This window comes from Saccharococcus sp. Marseille-Q5394, from assembly GCF_946901335.1.
Taxonomy (GTDB): domain Bacteria; phylum Bacillota; class Bacilli; order Bacillales_A; family Planococcaceae; genus Sporosarcina; species Sporosarcina luteola_C.
Window position 1 is genome coordinate 72,229 of the sequence record NZ_CAMPPQ010000001.1, and the last position, 19,637, is coordinate 91,865.

Here is a 19,637-nt window from a genome sequence, read left to right on the forward strand (position 1 = left end):
CCAAATTGCAGCCCCTCTCAGGTATTTCCTTAAAGAATGCCTTGTTCCCGCATTTTTTTCTTTGTTTTGAAACCATTACCCATGACGAAGATAAGAGCGAGGATAGCGGCAATGGCAACCGGGATACTACGCATGCCGACTGCAATGCCGATTCCGCTCATTGCTGCGACCGCGGCAAGAGAATAAAAGACGAAAACCCATTTAATATCCTTCAACATGAAACATCTCCCGAATAAAAATGTTTTTTAATATTGTTCTTATGTGCTATAATAACACAGTTAATCATCTGATAATAGATAACGGAGTGAAAACATGACAAATCATCGTAATGATTTACGTAATATAGCGATTATTGCCCACGTAGACCACGGAAAAACAACGTTAGTCGATCAACTTTTGAAGCAATCCGGAATTTTCCGGTCGAATGAACATGTAGAAGAGCGTGCCATGGACTCGGGTGACATTGAACGTGAACGTGGTATTACCATCCTGGCAAAAAACACAGCAATTGAATATAAAGACACGAAAATCAATATTCTTGATACACCTGGACATGCTGATTTTGGAGGGGAAGTTGAGCGGATCCTTAAGATGGTTGATGGTGTCGTGTTAGTCGTCGACTCCTATGAGGGATGTATGCCGCAAACCCGATTCGTATTGAAAAAAGCATTGGAATCGAATTTGAAACCAATTGTTGTTGTTAATAAAATTGACCGTGATTTTGCGCGTCCCGAAGAAGTAGTCGATGAAGTGCTCGAATTATTTATAGAATTGGATGCAAATGATGAACAACTTGAATTCCCGGTTGTCTATGCTTCTGGTTTTAATGGAACAGCAAGTCTTTCACCGGACCCTGCCGAACAGGAAGATACATTGCGCGTGCTATATGACGCGATTGTTGAACAAATTCCTGCCCCTGTCGATAACCGTGAAGAACCGTTACAGTTCCAAGTATCATTACTCGATTACAGTGATTATGTAGGTCGTATTGGTATTGGACGAGTGTTTAGAGGTACGATGAAAGTAGGCCAGCAAGTAACGGTCATAAAACGTGACGGATCAACAAAAAATTTCCGTGTGACGAAGATGTATGGATTCCTTGGGTTGAAGAGAATTGAAATCCAAGAAGCCTATGCAGGAGATTTGATAGCTGTTTCTGGGATGGAAGATATTGATGTCGGTGAAACAGTTTGCCCGATTGATCATCCTGAGGCGTTGCCGGCAATTCATATCGATGAGCCGACACTGCAAATGACATTCCTAGTCAATAATAGTCCTTTTGCCGGAAAAGAAGGCAAATGGGTGACAGCGAGAAAAGTTGAAGAGCGACTTGAACAGCAATTGCAGACTGACGTTTCATTACGTGTTGAACCGACGGATTCACCGGATGCGTGGGTCGTATCGGGACGTGGGGAGCTTCATCTTTCAATCTTGATTGAAAATATGCGTCGTGAAGGATTCGAACTGCAAGTATCGAAACCTGCAGTTATTATCAGGACGATTGATGGTGTACGTTCAGAGCCCGTCGAACGCGTACAGATTGATGTGCCGGAAGAATATACAGGTTCAATAATCGAATCGATCGGTGAGCGTAAAGGCGAAATGCAAGATATGATCAATAACGGAAATGGACAAGTCCGTTTGATTTTCTTAGTACCTGCACGTGGTTTGATCGGCTATTCGACAGAATTCCTTTCACTTACACGAGGGTACGGAATCATTAACCATACATTTGATTCCTACAAGCCTGTAGCGCAAGGCAGAGTCGGCGGCCGTCGACATGGAGTGCTTGTATCGATGGAAACGGGAACAGTGACCGGTTATAGTATAATGCAGTTGGAAGATCGCGGTGTCATGTTTGTCGAAGCAGGTACGGAAATTTACGCAGGTATGGTAGTCGGTGAAAACAACCGTGATACGGACTTGACAATCAATCTGACAAAAGCCAAACAAGCGACAAATGTTCGGTCTGCGACGAAAGATCAAACAGTGACATCGAAAAAGCCACGGATTCTTTCATTGGAAGAGGCTTTGCAATATGTTGGAGATGATGAGTATTGTGAAGTGACTCCGCAGTCGATTCGTCTACGGAAGAAAATTCTTGATAAAAATGAACGTGAGCGTGCACAAAAGAAGAAAAAACTCGGTGAGTAATTTTTACTGACTAAAGGTAGTAAAAAAGAATGCGTACAATCGCTTTGTTTAGAAGGGAATGTGCTACATGAATGGTACTATCGGGGATGCAGATACAATCGAAGCCATGTCTCCAACTGTTCGAATGATTTATGAGCTGACATCATCTTCAGTAACTGGGATTTTGTTGTTCGCAGTTGTATTCATCCTATCCGCCATTGTTTACAAGTTAGGTTTTGCACGGAAAATAAAGTTTTGGCAAAACGTAGTCGTCTATAGCTTCCTATTTGTAGGATGTATCATCTTGACGTTTTTTGCCATATTCCTTCCGATTGTGGAAGGCCTTATCGTTGCGGCGCTTATTTTGATCATCTATAGGCTTCGCAGAATGAATGAACATAAAGAAAACTCCACCGTTTGACAAGGGCACTGAAAAAGTCCTCTTAGTCGGATCATCGCGAGAATGGAAACGATAAGTCGTTTCCATTCTCGCTTTTTGCATTTAGGAAGCCGTGGATTTCCGTTTCAGGCAGACGCTTTCCGCGGGCATCCTAATTCGCTTCCTTAGGGGCGCAAAAAACACTGCTCGCAAATACCGTTCTTCGTAACGGCGTTTGCTGGAGTCGCTGCCACTCCAATCTACTGGTGTTTAGTCCAATATTACTTTAGATCTATCAACAAAGAATGCATAAATTAGTCTAAACTTAAATGGATATATATGTTAAAGTGAATTTGAAGAGTGTGATGAAATATATTTTAGTGAGACGGAAGGTTAAAGCGAAAACAAGGGGGATAAAGATGAGGATTAGCATTAGAAAGAATAGTGCACTAAGTATTTTCTTATATACAGCATTACTACTGCTAACAGGCTATGGGGTGAGTTATTATAACAGCGAGTTATTCCACGGATTTGGTAAACTCATTTGGCTCATAATCTTTATTTTTCTTACCTTGTGTTTTAGCCCGGTTAGAAAGTTGATTGTACCATTGCTTAATTTCAAGCCTTTTAAAAATCCTGTGACTTACCTATACATGTTAGGTGGAGTTCTTATTCCCTATCTAATTTTAAAGCTAAGCATTCATTACGAAGTTTTAATAGATCGAAGACTAATCATTTTATCCAAAAATGGTTTGCTTGATGGTTTACAACATTATCCTTTAATAGAAGCTGTTATCTTCGCTCCAATTTGGGAGGAGCTTCTTTTTAGGGGGGTGCTATTATTCGCTTTATTAAAAGTAGTAAAGCCAATCTGGGCTGTACTAATTACTTCAGTCATTTTTTCTCTATTCCATCCCGCTTACCTGTTCATTATACTTGTTGCAGGGATTGTTCTTGCTAGTATTGCTATAAGAACTAAATCCGTCATACCATCAATGGTTACTCATTCCATCTGGAACTTGTATACTGGCAAGCTGTTTCTATTTTTATAATCAAGAGATTTTCTAGTTTCAATTTAGCTTCCTCAAATGTTTTTTACAATCTATGTTTTGTAGTATCGTTAGAAAATCGCCAGAAAAGGCGACACTCCTGCGAAAGCCGTTATGAAAAACGGCTTTTGCGAGCATAAGCGAAGCGTTGGGAGCACTGGATAAAGGATGCCTTAATTTCTGCAAAGAACGCAGAAATACGGCAAATCGAACCCTTCGCTGTTCGATTGGCTGAGGCGACGCCCGCGGAAAGGGAGCCGTTCTGGCGATTTTCGTATATTAACAATCAAATTAAAAAGGGACTGCTTCAAAGTCGGTTTAAATGACTTTCAAGGCAACCCCTTCCCAATTAGAAATTCTCTTCTGCAGAATGTGAGCTGCGGTGGAAAATGAACCTTCCAGTTGAAAGTCTCACGTTTGTTTGCTCTGTAATCCGCTCGCTGCACTTTTCACACATATACGTATTGATCGGATGATTCCTCAATTTCTTCGCGAGAGGGGCATCATCTATAAGTTGTCCAATTTCGTCGCAAAGGACACATTTGACTCGCATAACCTCAACTCCTTTAAATAAGGTCCAATGTGTCAGTCGATGACGATGTCAGTGACTTTTCGTAAAGGCCTTTCGATATTCGAACCATCCTTCAACAGCAGATGGGCTGGTCCGTCTTCCGTCAATGGCTTGCCGTCCTGGCTGAATTTAAGTAGGAAATTACTAATTTCTGAAACAGGAAAAGTTTCTTCAGTTCCATCCAATGTAAAAAAAGTGATTGTTTTAGCGTCTTCAGAAGGGACCGCATTTTTAACAAAGTGGTCGAGTGAAATGCCGAATGTACCGGTCACCATCTTTTGTCTGTCGAACTTCTTTTCTGTTTTTAATGTTGGCGGGAAAGTAGCACCTTCCATGATTTCACGGGACCAATGTTTACCCATGCTTCTCTTATACTCTTCTTCTTCATCTCTTTCAACGAACTCTTCTGTAAAATAAGTAGTTAAGTCGACTTTACGATCATCGAAGATCCAAACTGTCGGATCGAGCGTGATCGAGTGCTTAACATTGCCTTTTATCGTAATGATCGATTCCAATTGAATAGCCTCCTACAACACTAATTGAGCGTTTTCATATAGTTCATAGTATAACGCTTACGATTGAAAGTGGGAAGCCATTGAATTTAGGCATCCTGTTCCTAAGGGAAACACTTGCAATTTACCTTCTTGAAAGATACAATTTATTCATAATCACCACGCAAGGATAATAGGTGAATGGGGGCGTCCTCATGGATATTGAATTACAGGAAACCTATCAGGAAAAAGCATTGAAACAGCTACAAGCTGATGCGGATAAAATTGCACAACTCATAAAAGTACAGATGGATCATTTGACGATGCCTCAATGCCCACTTTATGAGGAAGTGTTAGACACACAAATGTACGGCCTATCCAAGGAGATTGACTTCGCTGTCAGACTTGGCTTGATTGAGCGTGAGAAAGGGAAGGAAATCCTTTCATTGCTTGAAAAAGAGATGAATGTCTTGCACGAGCTATATACAAAAAAATAAACGAAAGACTCAAACTCATTACTGGTTTGAGTTTTTTATTTAACTTTCTTCAGCCTTATGCTGAAGAAAGTTAAAGCCTCCTGCGGATGTCACGGATTTTGAAGGGAGTTATGGAAGGCAGTCTAAGTGCGCGACGTCCTGTCGCAACGACTGCATGACCTACATCCTGTCGCCCTCAAGCGCAATTCAAAATCTGGACGCAATTTCGCCGAGGCGAAATTGATAGGAAAGTTGAGTGAAGTACGATGGGAAGATACTTTAAAAAAATGTTGCGGAGCTTTGATTATCCACTATTCACTGTATATCTAGTTCTCTGCCTTTTCGGGCTAGTGATGATCTATAGTTCTAGTATGGTATGGGCGGTCAATGTATATGATTATGAGCCTGATCATTTTTATAAGAGACAATTATTCAATTTAGCAGTTGCCATACCAGCTTTCCTGTTTGCATCCTTTTTTCCTTTTCAGAACTATAAACGAAAGAAATTGATGATCACTTCGGTTGTTGTCATGTTTATACTCCTTGTGATCGTCCATTTCCTTGGCTCCGGTGATCATGTCGGCGCACAAAGTTGGATTAAGTTGCCCGGATTCGGCAGCATCCAACCTTCAGAAGTTGCGAAGCTAGTCATCATCGTTTACTTCGCAAGCGTATTTGCAAAGAAATATGAAGCGGGAACCCTCGACTCCATTAATAAATCAATCGGTCCGCCTGTCAGCATCCTTATTTTGGCAATCGGATTAATCATGATGGAAACTGATATTGGTACATCTTTCATCATCATTATGGGTGCTCTATCTGTCATTGCAGCGAGCGGCATAAAAATTAGGGCTTTCTCGAAATTGAGCGGCGTTTTATTTCTGGCTATGATTCCTGTTGCAGGAATTCTATATTTGTTTCGAAACACAATCATTACGGATGGTAGGAAAGGACGAATTCTGTCGTTCTTGAACCCGTTTGATTATGCACAAGGCTCTGGCTATCAAATTGCAAATGGATATATCGCAATTGGAGCAGGTGGCATCAAAGGTCTTGGTCTAGGAAACTCCATTCAAAAAATGGGCTATTTGCCGGAACCGCAAACGGATGTCATCATGGCTGTCATCTCGGAGGAAACCGGTATTTTCGGTACGATAATTGTCATTGGTGGGTTAGGGTTCATCGTATTGCGCGCTCTATACATCGCGATGCAGACGAAAGACCCTCAAGCACGTATGCTTGCAGCGGGAATTGGTAGTGTCATCGGTGTTCAAACTTTTGTGAATATTGGCGGCTTAACAGGACTTATTCCACTGACCGGAGTTCCATTGCCTTTTATTAGTTATGGCGGAACTTCAATGATTCTGTTATCTTTGTCTTTAGGAATATTGATGAATGTGTCAATGTTCACAAAATATCAAAAGAACAAATAGAAAAGGAAGTGCTTTCATGGTGGAAATGGGTCAGATTAAGAAAATCCTCGTAGCGAACCGTGGTGAGATCGCTATTCGTATTTTTCGTGCGTGTACCGAATTGGAGATTCCGACTGTCGGGATTTATTCGGCAGAAGATCGGGGTTCTTTCCACCGTTACAAAGCAGATGAATCTTATCTAGTAGGAGAGGGCAAAAAACCGATCGATGCCTATTTGGATATCGAAGGAATCATTAAGATCGCAAAGTCATCGGGAGCGAATGCTGTCCATCCTGGATATGGCTTCCTAGCTGAAAACGAGGAGTTTGCCCGCAGGCTTGAAGAAGAGGGCATCATCTTCATCGGACCTACTTCTAAGCATCTTGATATGTTCGGAGATAAGGTGAAGGCAAGGGATCAAGCGATCAAGGCAGGTATCCCGGTCATCCCTGGCACGGACGGACCTGTTTCTTCTGTAGCGGAAGTCGCTTCATTCGGTGAGGAATACGGATATCCGATTATCATTAAAGCGTCGTTAGGTGGCGGCGGCAGGGGAATGCGGATTGTAAATTCCGCGGACGAAGTGTTTGAGGCGTTTGAACGCGCGAGATCTGAAGCTAAATCGGCATTTGGATCGGATGAAGTATACGTGGAAAAATACATTAATAAGCCAAAACATATTGAAGTTCAAGTCTTAGGCGATACATACGGCAATGTCGTGCATCTGTATGAACGCGATTGCTCGATTCAACGCCGTCATCAGAAAGTGGTGGAAATTGCACCGTCCATTTCCTTGGAAGAAGCACTTCGTCATGAAATATGCGAGGCAGCTGTCAAACTTGCGAAGAACATTTCGTATATTAATGCGGGGACGGTTGAATTCCTCGTAGCGGATGGAAGCTTTTATTTTATCGAGGTGAATCCGCGCATTCAAGTGGAGCATACGATTACCGAAATGGTGACGGGAATCGATATCGTCCATGCCCAGATCCATATCGCGAATGGCGGGAATCTCCATGAAGGGGAAGCAGCCATTCCGGTGCAGGAAGACATTCCACTGTTCGGTTACGCAATCCAATCCAGGGTGACGACGGAAGATCCGTTAAATGACTTCATGCCTGATACTGGCAAGCTTATGGTCTACCGGTCGGGAGGGGGCTTCGGTGTCCGCCTTGATGCAGGCAACGGTTTCCAGGGGGCTGTTATCACGCCTTACTATGATTCCCTGCTCGTCAAAGTTTCGACTTGGGGAACTTCTTTCAGAGATGCAGCTGCAAAAATGGATCGGAACTTGCAGGAATTCCGGATCAGGGGAATTAAGACAAATATTCCGTTCCTTGAAAACGTCGTCCGTCATGAAAGCTTCCTGACAGGAAATTATGATACAAGCTTCATCGATACGACTCCTGAATTATTCGAGTTTCCGGTTAGAAAAGACCGCGGTACAAAAATCTTGAACTATTTAGGGAATGTAACCGTCAACGGATTTCCGGGAATTGAAAAGCAGTCGAAACCGTTATTCCATTCAGCGAGGAAACCTGAAGTTGACCTATTAGTTCCGCCAGCTGCAGGCACGAAGCAGATACTGGATGAAAAAGGCCCTGAAGGACTGATTCAATGGATAAAGGAGCAGGATGACGTCCTGCTTACGGATACGACATTCCGTGATGCTCACCAATCATTGCTCGCAACCCGTGTCCGTACTTCGGATATTACAAACATCGCGGCTGAATCAGCAAGATTGCTACCGGATCTGTTCTCGTTCGAGATGTGGGGAGGGGCGACATTTGACGTTGCATACCGCTTCCTGAAAGAAGATCCGTGGGAACGTCTCATGAAGCTTCGGGAGCAAATTCCGAACGTATTATTCCAAATGCTTTTCCGTGGAGCGAATGCGGTCGGTTATTCAAATTATCCCGATAATGTCATTCGGGAATTTGTCAAAACAGCAGCTGAATCAGGCATTGACGTATTCCGGATATTCGACAGCCTGAACTGGATTAAAGGAATGGAAGTGGCGATCGACGAGACCCGCCAGGTAGGGAAAGTGGCAGAGGCTGCGCTTTGCTATACAGGGGACATCCTGGATGATTCCAGAGCGAAATATTCTGTCGCATACTACAAGGAAATGGCGAAGGAGCTTGAAGCGGCAGGTGCTCATATTCTAGCCTTGAAGGATATGGCTGGCCTCTTGAAGCCTGAAGCTGCATATCGCCTTATTTCCGAATTGAAGGCGACTGTTGATATTCCTATTCATCTGCATACCCATGATACGAGCGGTAATGGCATCTATATGTACGCTAAAGCGGTTGAAGCCGGAGTGGACATCGTCGATACGGCGCTCGGCTCAATGGCTGGCTTGACGTCACAGCCATCCGCAAGCTCATTATTCTACGCATTGCAAAACGGCAAGCGCGAAGTGAAGGCAGATGTCGGTGCACTAGAATCATTATCGTTTTACTGGGAAGATGTCAGGAAGTATTACCAAAACTTCGAAAGCGGCATGGTGAGTCCGCATTCCGAAGTATATGTTCACGAAATGCCGGGAGGCCAATATTCTAACTTGCAGCAGCAGGCCAAGGCTGTCGGTCTTGGAGAAAGATGGGAAGAAGTCAAAGAGATGTATTCGCGCGTCAATATGCTTTTCGGAGACGTCGTAAAAGTGACCCCTTCCTCCAAGGTAGTAGGAGATATGGCATTATTCATGGTTCAAAACGATTTGAATGAAGAAACCGTCATCTCACGCGGGCAATCCATCGACTTCCCGGAATCGGTTATCGAATTTTTCGAAGGCTATATAGGCCAGCCGTATGGTGGATTTCCGAAAGAATTGCAACAGGTCGTTCTGAAGGGGAGGACGCCGATCACTGTTCGTCCAGGGGAACTTCTGGAAGACGTGGATTTTGACGCGCTCCTGTTGAAGACTGAAGAGCTTCTAGGTCACCCTTCCACGATGAAAGATGCTCTCGCATATGCACTCTATCCGAAAGTGTTCGAAGAATATTCCGTGATGAAAAAGGAATTTGGAAACATTTCCGTTATCAACACACCGGAATTCCTATACGGGATGAGGCTTGGCCAGGAAATTGAAGTGGAAATCGAAAGAGGGAAGACGCTTATTGTCAAGCTTGTTTCCATCGGTGAACCACAGACGGATGGCACGCGAATCATTTACTTCGAGTTGAACGGCCAGCCTAGGGAAGTCATCATTCAAGATATTAATGTGGAATCCGATGTCGCCCGCAAGCAAAAAGCGGATCCTTCAAATGACTCACACATTGCGGCCACTATGCCGGGAACTGTCTTGAAAGTGGCGGTTTCCAAGGGAGCAAAAGTAAGAAGAGGAGAGCATCTGCTCATTACAGAAGCGATGAAGATGGAAACGACAATCCAAGCTCCATTTGATGGAACTGTCAAAGAGATCCTCGTCTCCCCAGGCGACGCCATCTCAACAGGCGACCTCCTTCTCGAACTTGAACATTAAGGAATTAGTAATGTATTAATTTTTTCTTGATAATAGGTAGCATTCATTGATTGGAGCGAAAGGCGGCGACTCCTGGGGGATTAGCGGTACAGGTGAGACCCCGCAGGGAGCGCAGCGACTGAGGAGGCTTACCGCCCGCCCCCCGGAAAGCGTCCGCCTGAAGCGGAAGTCAATAGTTTTATTTACACTAACAAATGAAAAAAGCACCCGACGTGGATTCTCACGCGGGTGCTTCTTTTATTTTGTCTGCCTGCTCCTCGAAACAAGAAGCACCATATAAGTTAATAAGCCGAACAGGAGAATCACGAACAACGAGTGGGCTAAAGCCAAATAAAGATTCAGACGCGTCAAAATGACGGCTCCACCCGCCAACACCTGCAGTGATACCAGTATGAATGCAGTCATCCAACCCCAATAAATGACTCGCTGACTCTTATAGTGGCGGATTGCATGGATGGCAATAATCCCGAGCCATATGAAAATCAACGCGGCGGCTGTCCGATGGCTCATCTGCACCCATTCCCAGAAGTTAGCCGGTAAAGAGAAATCCCCATTTTTACACATCGGCCAATCCGTACAGCTCAATTCCGATTCGGTATGGCGTACCAGCGCTCCTGTGTAAACGACGAAATACGAATAGATGGTGACGCCTATCGTGTGGAATCTGAGTGTCTTTCCGATTGTCAACTTGTCTGCGTCGAATTTCTGATCAACTTCAAAAACTAGCAATGTAAGAAGAAGAACAGAAGCAAATGAAATGAGCGAGATGCCAAAATGCAGTGCAAGGATAAAATCTCCTTGTCCCCATAGAACTTGCGCCGCTCCAATCAATGCCTGCAAAATCAGGAAGAATATTGCCAAAAAGGAAAGCAGTTTTGTTTCCCTTTTATGTCCGATAGCCTTCCATGACCAAATCGCCAGGACAACGATCAATATTCCAACCGAACCAGTAACGACACGATGCGAAAATTCAATTAGGACTTCCGGCGTGATTTCATCCGGAATCAATTGACCGTTACACCCTGGCCAATGCCTCCCACATCCCATCCCGCTGTCTGTCTTCGTAACTAGAGCCCCGCCCAACAGGATTAAAAGCATTCCGACCGTGGACGCGACTCCGAACCATTTTAAATATCTATTAAATCGCAAACAAGACACCTACTTTAAGAAATGATGACCCATGAGAAACAAGGCCCCGTTTGTTGATGATAGCGAAAAAAAGGTAAAAAAACAACGCAAAATGGCTAAATAGAGCTTGTCCTAGCTCTTTTTCACAAATTGTTCATAAAATAGACCCTTTAACTTCACAAAAGGCATACGGAAATGATTTACTATAGATAGGGCAAAACAATTTATAAAGACAGTATACTTCATATATCGGGGCAATTTCGGGTTATGTATAGAAATTATTACCGGAATTCGATATAGTTAAGTATAGCGGTCCTTGCCGACATCTTTGAAAGGAGGGTACATATGTCAAACGGTCGAGCGATTTCTTCATCCGTTGAGCCGGATATCGAATCGACTTCCATATTGAAGGATTTTTTAGCACTTATTAAAATCGGTATCGTAAATTCAAACTTGATTACAGCTTTTACTGGCTCGTTTCTCGCGTTCCAATTTACTGGAAAAAGCTTTATCGGCAATCTTGATTTATTACTGTATGGGCTTTTCGGTACCGGATTGATTATCGCCGGCTCGGCGGCTTTGAACAATCTCATTGATCGGGATATTGATCCCATAATGACAAGAACAAAGTCACGTCCAACGGTCACCGGTAGATTTAAAGCACCGGCTGTCTTGGCACTGGCTTTCACTTTCATTGCGTTGGGCGAAGTGATGTTATTCACTGCATCACCGGCGGCAGGACTATGGGGACTTGCAGGTGTGTTCAGCTATGTTGTACTCTATTCAATGTGGTCGAAAAGAAAGTATGTCAGCAATACGGTTGTAGGAAGCATCTCTGGAGCCATACCGCCATTGATCGGTTGGGCAGCGGTCGAACCGACATTAGGCATGGGTGCATGGGCGCTTTTCTTAATCATGTTTGCATGGCAACCGCCGCATTTTTATGCGTTGGCGATGCGCAGGACGGAAGAATACCGGGCAGCCGGCATTCCGATGCTTCCAGTCGTGAAAGGCTTTGAACGAACAAAGAAGTCGATTTTAGGGTGGATTCTCCTATTGTTCCCATTGCCGTTCCTTCTTATGGAACTTGGAATCGGATTCATTGTGCTGGCAACAGCCTTGAATATCGGGTGGTTGTATTTTTCGATTAAAGGATTCAAAGCGAAGGATGATTTGAAGTGGGCGACATCCATGTTCATCTTCTCCTTGAACTACATGACAATCCTATTTGTCGCAATGATCATTTTTTCGATATTCATCTAACCGTTGGAATTCTTTCTTTTGACAGGAATTCATTATAGAGAGGTCAACAGTCCTCATTGAAGAAAACATTTTTTTAGAAAGAGAGGTATTAGTTAGCGATGATGAAAGGACTCAAAAAGTGGCGTCTCTTTTCTCTCTTGGCTGTACTGACAGTTTTCCTTGCAGGATGTGGCCAAGAGGAACTTTCAACTCTACTGCCTGCTGGACAAGTCGGTCAAGACCAGTTCAACTTGCTATTATTGTCGTCAGCAATCATGTTGTTCGTCATTCTCGTTGTTGTAGTAATTTACTTAATTGCGATAGTGCGTTTCAGACGTTCTAAATTAGGTGAAGACCATATTCCTGAACAAGTTGAAGGCAGTCATAAGCTTGAGCTTGTATGGACGATCATCCCGATTCTATTGGTCTTGCTACTAGCTGTCCCGACAGTGTACTACACGTATAAACTTGGGGACGTTGCGGCGATGGGCGCTGTAGATGAGGATGGAAATGCTGAAAACCTAGTCGTTGATGTAACGGCAAAACTTTACTGGTGGGAGTTTGAATACCCTGACCTTGGTATCGTAACTGCACAGGAGCTCGTAGTCCCGATGGATGAAAAAGTTTACTTCAACTTGATTGCTGCAGATGTGAAACACTCCTTCTGGATTCCGGCAGTCGGTGGGAAACTTGATACGAACGTAGAAAACGTCAACAAATTCTATCTGGTGTTTGAAAAAGACTCCAAGAATTTGAAAGACGGCGTATTCTATGGAAAATGTGCTGAGCTATGCGGTCCTTCCCATGCTCTGATGGATTTCAAAGTGAAAACGATGCCTCGTGCAGAATTTGATCAATGGGTAACAGCTATGCAAGCGACAGGTGAAAATCAAGTCGTTGCCAATCCAGCTGGTGAAGAAATATTCCAACAAAGCTGTATTGGATGTCATGCGACTTCCGGTGTTGGTGAGACGGGAGCAGTTGGACCGAACTTGGCAACATTTGGCGATCGTAACCGAGTAGCTGGTTTCATGGATCATACAAAAGAAGATCTTATTGATTGGATCAAATATCCACAGAAACATAAACCGGGCAATAAGATGCCAGGGTTCGACGGTCAGCTTTCCGATTCGGAATTGGATGACTTGGCAGAATACTTAATGGGATTATCTGTTGAAAAATAATCTTTTGTGATTTTGAAGAGGAGGTAAACAAAGTGAGTTCAGTTGCTCAAAAAAAGGGTTTTGGCGCAACGCTATGGGACTGGCTGACTACAGTCGACCATAAGAAGATCGGAATCCTTTACTTCCTTGGTGGCGGATTCTTCTTCGTAGTCGGCGGTATTGAAGCGATGTTGATTCGTTGGCAGCTTCATAAGCCGAACAACGATTTCGTCAGTGCGGGACTGTTCAATGATTTGATCACGATGCACGGAACGACGATGATTTTCCTAGCGGCCATGCCTATTTTATTCGGATTTATGAACGCGATAGTACCCCTGCAGATCGGGGCACGTGACGTAGCGTTCCCGTTCATCAACTCCTTAGGTTTCTGGATGTTCTTCTTCGGAGGGCTATTCCTGAATCTATCTTGGTTCTTCCAGCAAGTTCCTGATGCGGGATGGACATCATATGCATCTCTGTCCATTGCATCAGAAGGCCATGGTGTTGATTTCTATGCAATCGGTCTGCAAATTGCCGGAGGCGGTACGCTAATGGCCGGTATTAACTTCCTAGTCACGATTATTAATATGCGTGCGCCAGGAATGACTTACATGCGTATGCCGTTGTTCACATGGACAACATTCGTGGCGTCTGCAATGATCCTATTCGCATTCCCTCCATTGACTGTCGGTCTATTCTTCCTGACATTTGACCGCATGTTCGGTGGGAACTTCTTCGATCATACAATGGGTGGTAACACAATCATCTGGGAGCATATTTTCTGGATTTTTGGTCACCCTGAAGTTTACATTCTTATTTTGCCTGCTTTCGGTATTTTCTCTGAGATCTTCTCGACATTCTCACGGAAGCGACTCTTCGGATACCCATCAATGGTCTTCGCGACTGTGTTGATCGGATTCCTTGGATTCATGGTTTGGGCCCACCATATGTTTACAGTTGGTCTTGGACCGACTGCGAACGCAATCTTTGCTGTAGCAACGATGGCAATCGCTGTTCCGACAGGGGTTAAAATCTTTAACTGGCTATTGACAATGTGGGGCGGAAGCATCAGGATTACGACACCTATGCTATACGCGCTCGGTTTCATCCCTTCATTCGTAATGGGTGGGGTAACGGGTGTCATGCAAGGTGCGGCTCCGCTTGACTATCAATTGCACGATACCTATTTCATCGTAGCTCACTTCCACTACGTAATCGTAGGTGGGGTTGTTCTTGGAATATTGGCTGCAACACATTATTGGTGGCCAAAAATGTTCGGTACAATGCTTAATGAAACACTTGGTAAAGTAACATTCTGGTTCTTCTTCATTGGTTTCCATGCGACATTCCTTATCCAGCACTGGCTCGGTTTCTGGGGAATGCCACGCCGTGTTTGGACATTTATGGACGGTCAAGGATGGAACTCAGCGAACTTTATCAGTACGATTGGTGCTTTCTTAATGGCGATTGGTATCATCGTACTTGTATACAACGTCATCATCACATCAGTTAAGAATGTTAAAGTTGCAAACGATCCTTGGGGAGACGGCCGTACGCTTGAATGGGCAATCGAATCTCCGCCGATCTATTATAACTTCCCAGCAACTCCGCTTGTCCGTGGTCTGGATACTGTATGGATTGAGAAGATGGAAGGAAACGAAACAGGTCTTACACCTGCTGAACCTATTAAAGACATTCATATGCCTAACGGTTCGATCATCCCGCTTCTTATGTCCTTGGGTCTTTTCATCGCCGGATTCGGAGCAATGTACCGTACTGAAGAAGCATGGGGGCTGCCTGTCCTTATATTCGGTCTACTATGGACGTTTGTTGCAATGGCGGCACGTTCGTTGCAAGATGACACGGGCTACTATGTTAAAAAAGATGAAATTCTCCGTGATCTAAAACGCAAAGGGGGTCAAAAATAATGGATTTGAATAAAAAATTCACTCCAGAAACTTGGCCCGACCATCCGGAAAGAGCAACACTTGAAGCGAAAAACAAATTTGTCGGCTTCTGGTTGTTCCTTGGAGGAGAGACAATCCTCTTCGCTACGTTGTTCGCAACATATATTGCGTTGAAGAACTCCGGGCCAAGCGGTTTTGGTTTCTCGACTCAAGAGCTATATGAATTACCACTTGTTTTTGTCATGACGATGCTATTATTGACATCATCATTGACGAGTGTGTTCGCCATGTACCATCTGCGTAACTATAATTTCAAGAAAATGCAGCTATGGCTTGCTATTACTGCATTTTTAGGACTTGGGTTCCTCATGCTTGAAGTATATGAGTTCACGCACTATGTTAAGCTTGGCTTCACATACAACAACAGTGCTTTCAGTTCCGCTTTCTATACGCTAGTCGGAACGCACGGTTTCCACGTGGCTGTTGGCCTTGTGTGGATTACATTGTTGATTTTCCGTAATGCGAAACGCGGTCTGAATCTTTACAACGCAACGAAGTACTATACGTTCTCATTGTACTGGCACTTCATCGACGTCGTTTGGGTATTCATCTTCACTGTAGTCTACTTGATGGGAGTGATAGGTTAAGATGGCAGACGTTCAAGTTTACAAACGCACACCTGCAGAGCAACAGCTCGCACAGCGTCGTTCTAAAAAAGCCATGCGAGATCAGGTTATGATGTTTTCGCTTATGATCTTCCTGACACTTGTATCATTCTCCATGGTTGTTGCTTATGAAGCTGGCGTTGCAGGGTTCTCGAAGTACTTAATCATTCCGATGGTCATGCTGTTTGCAGCAGTCCAAGTCGGTTTGCAACTGTATTACTTCATGCATATGAGTGAAAAAGGACATGGCATTCCTCAAATGTTCATGTACACAGGAGCTCTTTTAGGCTTCCTTATCCCTTTGACATTCGTTACAATCGTTTGGTGGTAATTACTAAAAAGAGCCTGTGGATTCATTCCACAGGCTCTTTTATATATAGGGTTGGTTTTGTAGCCATTCGCCACATTCCCTCCAAAAATGGGGGAATGTCAAAGTTCGTTCATTGTGTTCGGGCAATGTTCGTTTTATAATAGGATTAGACACATTTAAAGGAGCGATGGCAATGATGCCTTTAAGCATATTCGGATTTCGCGCATTATGGAGTCCTTATTTTTTCTTATCGATCGTATTACTAATTGTAGTATATTTTCTGTTGACCAAAAAGTGGAGACATTGGTTTGAGGGGAGCGAACCCGTCACCAAAAGGGAAGTCAGCTATTTTCTCGCTTCGATGATTTTGCTGTATATCTTGAAGGGCTCGCCAGTCGATCTTCTAGGTCATATACTGTTCTCTGTCCATATGACGCAAATGGCGCTTCTATTATTGGTGGTAGCTCCGTTTTTAATCATCGGCATACCGCACTTCATTTGGAAAAAAGTCCTTAGCATTAACATTATCGATAAAATCGTAAGGCTCTTCACGAAACCGGTGATCAGTCTGATGGTGTTCACGGTCATGTTCTCGTTAAATCACTATCCGATGGTGTTGGATTTTATTAAATTGGATGTATTTTTACACGCCATTTTCTCGATTACTTTATTCATATCGGCAATATTCCTTTGGTGGCCACTTCTGAACACGTTGGAAGATCATCCTCAGCTTCATGGATTAAAGAAGATCGGTTATGTCATATTGAGCGCTATTCTCATTACGCCAGCCTGTTCGTTGATCATTTTTGTAGATGTACCCGTCTACAATACGTACAGCAGCGGGGAAGCTTGGCTGCAAGCGATGGCTCTTTGTGTGCCTGCTGGTACACTTGCAGGTCTATCCATCTCAGGACCTGAGTTATTTACAAATATGCCGACATTGTATGATCAACAATTGGGTGGCATTATTATGAAAGTCATCCAGGAAATTATCTACGTTGTTGTTATCGGTAAAATATTCATTAAATGGTACCGTGAAGAACAGTTGAACGCAGATGAGATTACAAAGAAGGATCTATTGGAAAGACAAAGCATGACGATGCACGGCTGACCTTATCCGATTACTAAAGGGGTATTATCTGATGAATGTTCCTTTTTTACCGACTTTGAGTACCTTTTTCATTGTGCTATCCGCTATCCTTGTTGCAATAGGATGGAAACTGATTCTGTTACGAAAAATCGACGCACATAAGAAAACGATGATAGCAGCCGCTGTTGCGGCAGTCCTGTTTTTTATCATCTATGCGTCCAGGACGATTTTCGTCGGTAACACGGCATTCGGCGGACCGGAAAATATCAAGGTGTATTATACAGCCTTTCTTATTTTTCATATCGCACTCTCTACGACCGGAGCTGTGATGGGCATAATGACTATTAATTGGGGTTTGAAAGATAAGTTGGACAAACATCGCAAGATCGGTCCAATTACTGGCATCGTATGGTTCTTTACAGCAATTACAGGCGTAGCCGTCTATTTATTACTATATGTCTTCTACGAAGGCGGAGAAACCACATCGATGATCAAAGCCATATTAGGAATTTAAGACATAAAAACCGGCGAAGGAAATTTATCCTAGCCGGTTTTTACGTTCATAATTTGAAATTCAGCTTGATGATTCCTGCTTCGCGTGCTGTGTTGAATAGAATGACAATCATCGGACCGATAAAGAAACCGAGTACCCCGAAAAGTTTCAGCCCGATAAACATGCCGATCAGCGTCGGTAGGGGGGATAAGCCTATCTGATTACCCATCACCTTTGGTTCAACAGTTCTTCGGATGATCAGAAGAATCGCAGCCAAAACGGCCAATTTTGTTCCCATACCGATATCTCCGCTGACGAATTGATATAATGACCAAGGAGCGAGTATGATAATTGAACCTAAAATCGGGATGACATCAATGATCCAAATGACGATGGCCATGACCAATGCATATTTCGGTGCAATAATCAGCAGTCCTATGAATGCTACAGCAAGGATGATAAAGCTGACGAGCAATTGAGCTTTCATAAAGCCGAAAATGACCGAGTTCAATTTAACTGTCATATAGCGGACTTTTTTTGCTGTTTCATCTGTGAAATGTTTGAACACCATCTTTTTTAAATCAGGCAATTCTAGCATAAAAAGGAATAGTGCAATCATATAAACGATTAAACTCACTAAGAAATTCGGAATTTCAGACGCAAGTGCAACGATCTTATCAGAATTGAATAGTTCCAATAACGACTTGCGGAAGGACTCCAAGATATCATTGAACCCGTCTTGTGCTGATTTAACGACATCATCAGGTAGGCCCGATGTATACACAAGTAATTTACTTTGAAAATCAATCCACACTCCTGAAAGCTTGTTTAAATAATCGGGTGCAGCCTTCGTAAATTGAATCAGTCTACCTATCAATGAAGTGACCGTATAATAGATACTGATTGCAAGAATCGCTAATATGAAAATGAAGACGGATATGACAGATACTTTACGTTTCCATTTAAACTTTGTTTCGGTAAGCTTTACTAGTGGCTCGAAGAGGAGAGCCGTCAAAAGAGCTAAAATAATTGGTATGGAAATAGGGAGAATAAAAATAAAAAGCAATATGCTAATGATCAGTAAAGTAACTAACATGAAAGTTCTTTTTGTAAGCCAACGGGACAACGGTCATTCCTCCAAATAGTTCATTGCTCTCATTATAACCAAAATTCTGAGGAATGAATAGGTAAAAAAAGCCGCAGAACAATTAGTTCCCCGACTTTTAATAATTATCGCTTATTTTGTTATAATATATGGTTTCAAATCTTCCAGGACGGCTTTTAGAGTTGTTTCACAATCTTTCACAAGTCCTGCGGGGAAATGCTCGCCCTCGCCATATTCTACACCATGTGGATAATAGTGCTTGCCGATAACAGGTTTTTTCAGATGCATGATGGCATCTCGGGTGTCAACGTCTCCGTCGGGAGTGAATCCGAATACGCGCAAGTAGTAAGTGCCTTCTTTGATCACGTATTTCTTATCATATGTCACACGCTCATAGTCCCATTGTCCAGCACGTACAAGATCGTGTTTCAGCATGATTTCGTCTAGTAGTGACAATTCGGCAACAATGCCTTCAATACCTGTATTTTCAATATACATCGTTCAAGTCCTCCTTCATGATCATCCAGTCGAATGCCTAT

19 protein-coding genes are annotated in these 19,637 nt (G+C 43.3%); 13 read left to right on the plus strand and 6 right to left on the minus strand.

What is annotated here, in order from left to right; translation table 11 throughout:
- Positions 1-29: 29 nt before the first annotated feature.
- Positions 30-215, minus strand: coding sequence for a YlaF family protein (locus OC538_RS00330; protein ID WP_251695309.1), 186 nt, complete (start codon positions 213-215; stop codon positions 30-32).
- A gap of 97 nt (positions 216-312) precedes the next feature.
- Between OC538_RS00330 and typA the strand changes: the two genes are divergently transcribed.
- From typA to OC538_RS00345, 3 genes are all read left to right on the plus strand, one after another.
- Positions 313-2,154, plus strand: a complete 1,842-nt coding sequence (typA, locus tag OC538_RS00335) for a translational GTPase TypA (RefSeq protein ID WP_251694927.1) — start codon at positions 313-315, stop codon at positions 2,152-2,154.
- Between the two features lie 67 nt (positions 2,155-2,221).
- On the plus strand, positions 2,222-2,554 hold the full coding sequence (locus tag OC538_RS00340) for a YlaH-like family protein (RefSeq protein ID WP_251694926.1): 333 nt from the start codon (positions 2,222-2,224) through the stop codon (positions 2,552-2,554).
- 377 nt (positions 2,555-2,931) lie between these two features.
- The gene (locus OC538_RS00345; protein ID WP_262172828.1) at positions 2,932-3,564 is read left to right on the plus strand and encodes a CPBP family intramembrane glutamic endopeptidase; all 633 of its coding nucleotides are present in this window, start codon (positions 2,932-2,934) and stop codon (positions 3,562-3,564) included.
- 346 nt (positions 3,565-3,910) lie between these two features.
- Here the strand turns inward: OC538_RS00345 and OC538_RS00350 are convergent, their stop codons facing one another.
- Positions 3,911-4,114, minus strand: coding sequence for a YlaI family protein (locus OC538_RS00350; RefSeq protein WP_251694925.1), 204 nt, complete (start codon positions 4,112-4,114; stop codon positions 3,911-3,913).
- A 32-nt stretch (positions 4,115-4,146) separates the two neighbouring features.
- Positions 4,147-4,647, minus strand: a complete 501-nt coding sequence (locus OC538_RS00355; RefSeq protein WP_251694924.1) for a peptidyl-prolyl cis-trans isomerase — start codon at positions 4,645-4,647, stop codon at positions 4,147-4,149.
- A 191-nt stretch (positions 4,648-4,838) separates the two neighbouring features.
- On the opposite strand from OC538_RS00355, the gene OC538_RS00360 reads away from it, so the two are divergent.
- From OC538_RS00360 to pyc, 3 genes are all read left to right on the plus strand, one after another.
- On the plus strand, positions 4,839-5,120 hold the full coding sequence (locus tag OC538_RS00360; RefSeq protein ID WP_060205154.1) for a YlaN family protein: 282 nt from the start codon (positions 4,839-4,841) through the stop codon (positions 5,118-5,120).
- 245 nt (positions 5,121-5,365) lie between these two features.
- Positions 5,366-6,532 (plus strand): FtsW/RodA/SpoVE family cell cycle protein, encoded by a 1,167-nt coding sequence (locus OC538_RS00365; RefSeq protein ID WP_251694923.1) that lies wholly within the window; start codon positions 5,366-5,368, stop codon positions 6,530-6,532.
- 25 nt (positions 6,533-6,557) lie between these two features.
- The gene (gene pyc / locus OC538_RS00370; protein WP_262175025.1) at positions 6,558-9,995 is read left to right on the plus strand and encodes a pyruvate carboxylase; all 3,438 of its coding nucleotides are present in this window, start codon (positions 6,558-6,560) and stop codon (positions 9,993-9,995) included.
- Positions 9,996-10,232: 237 nt separating this feature from the next.
- Here pyc and OC538_RS00375 read toward each other — a convergent pair whose 3' ends face one another.
- Positions 10,233-11,144: a COX15/CtaA family protein gene (locus OC538_RS00375; RefSeq protein WP_262172831.1), complete on the minus strand. Its 912-nt coding sequence runs from the start codon at positions 11,142-11,144 to the stop codon at positions 10,233-10,235.
- 324 nt (positions 11,145-11,468) lie between these two features.
- Between OC538_RS00375 and cyoE the strand changes: the two genes are divergently transcribed.
- The 7 genes from cyoE to OC538_RS00410 all read left to right on the plus strand — a co-directional run bounded on the left by cyoE (position 11,469) and on the right by OC538_RS00410 (position 18,014).
- The gene (cyoE, locus tag OC538_RS00380; RefSeq protein WP_262172833.1) at positions 11,469-12,386 is read left to right on the plus strand and encodes a heme o synthase; all 918 of its coding nucleotides are present in this window, start codon (positions 11,469-11,471) and stop codon (positions 12,384-12,386) included.
- Between the two features lie 98 nt (positions 12,387-12,484).
- Positions 12,485-13,549 (plus strand): cytochrome c oxidase subunit II, encoded by a 1,065-nt coding sequence (gene coxB / locus OC538_RS00385; protein ID WP_251694921.1) that lies wholly within the window; start codon positions 12,485-12,487, stop codon positions 13,547-13,549.
- A gap of 32 nt (positions 13,550-13,581) precedes the next feature.
- On the plus strand, positions 13,582-15,456 hold the full coding sequence (locus OC538_RS00390; protein ID WP_251694920.1) for a cytochrome c oxidase subunit I: 1,875 nt from the start codon (positions 13,582-13,584) through the stop codon (positions 15,454-15,456).
- Positions 15,456-16,082 (plus strand): cytochrome (ubi)quinol oxidase subunit III, encoded by a 627-nt coding sequence (locus OC538_RS00395; protein WP_251694919.1) that lies wholly within the window; start codon positions 15,456-15,458, stop codon positions 16,080-16,082. Before OC538_RS00390 ends, OC538_RS00395 begins: the two co-directional genes overlap by 1 nt.
- A gap of 1 nt (position 16,083) precedes the next feature.
- Positions 16,084-16,431, plus strand: a complete 348-nt coding sequence (locus tag OC538_RS00400) for a cytochrome C oxidase subunit IV family protein (protein ID WP_251694918.1) — start codon at positions 16,084-16,086, stop codon at positions 16,429-16,431.
- Between the two features lie 175 nt (positions 16,432-16,606).
- Positions 16,607-17,521, plus strand: a complete 915-nt coding sequence (gene ctaG, locus OC538_RS00405; RefSeq protein ID WP_262175028.1) for a cytochrome c oxidase assembly factor CtaG — start codon at positions 16,607-16,609, stop codon at positions 17,519-17,521.
- Positions 17,522-17,552: 31 nt separating this feature from the next.
- Complete coding sequence (locus tag OC538_RS00410) at positions 17,553-18,014, plus strand: DUF420 domain-containing protein (protein WP_262172835.1); 462 nt, start codon at positions 17,553-17,555, stop codon at positions 18,012-18,014.
- Positions 18,015-18,060: 46 nt separating this feature from the next.
- Here the strand turns inward: OC538_RS00410 and ytvI are convergent, their stop codons facing one another.
- Entirely contained in the window at positions 18,061-19,119 is a 1,059-nt protein-coding gene (gene ytvI, locus OC538_RS00415) for a sporulation integral membrane protein YtvI (RefSeq protein ID WP_251694916.1), read from the minus strand.
- 111 nt (positions 19,120-19,230) lie between these two features.
- Positions 19,231-19,596: a YugN family protein gene (locus OC538_RS00420; RefSeq protein ID WP_251694915.1), complete on the minus strand. Its 366-nt coding sequence runs from the start codon at positions 19,594-19,596 to the stop codon at positions 19,231-19,233.
- Positions 19,597-19,637: the final 41 nt, after the last annotated feature.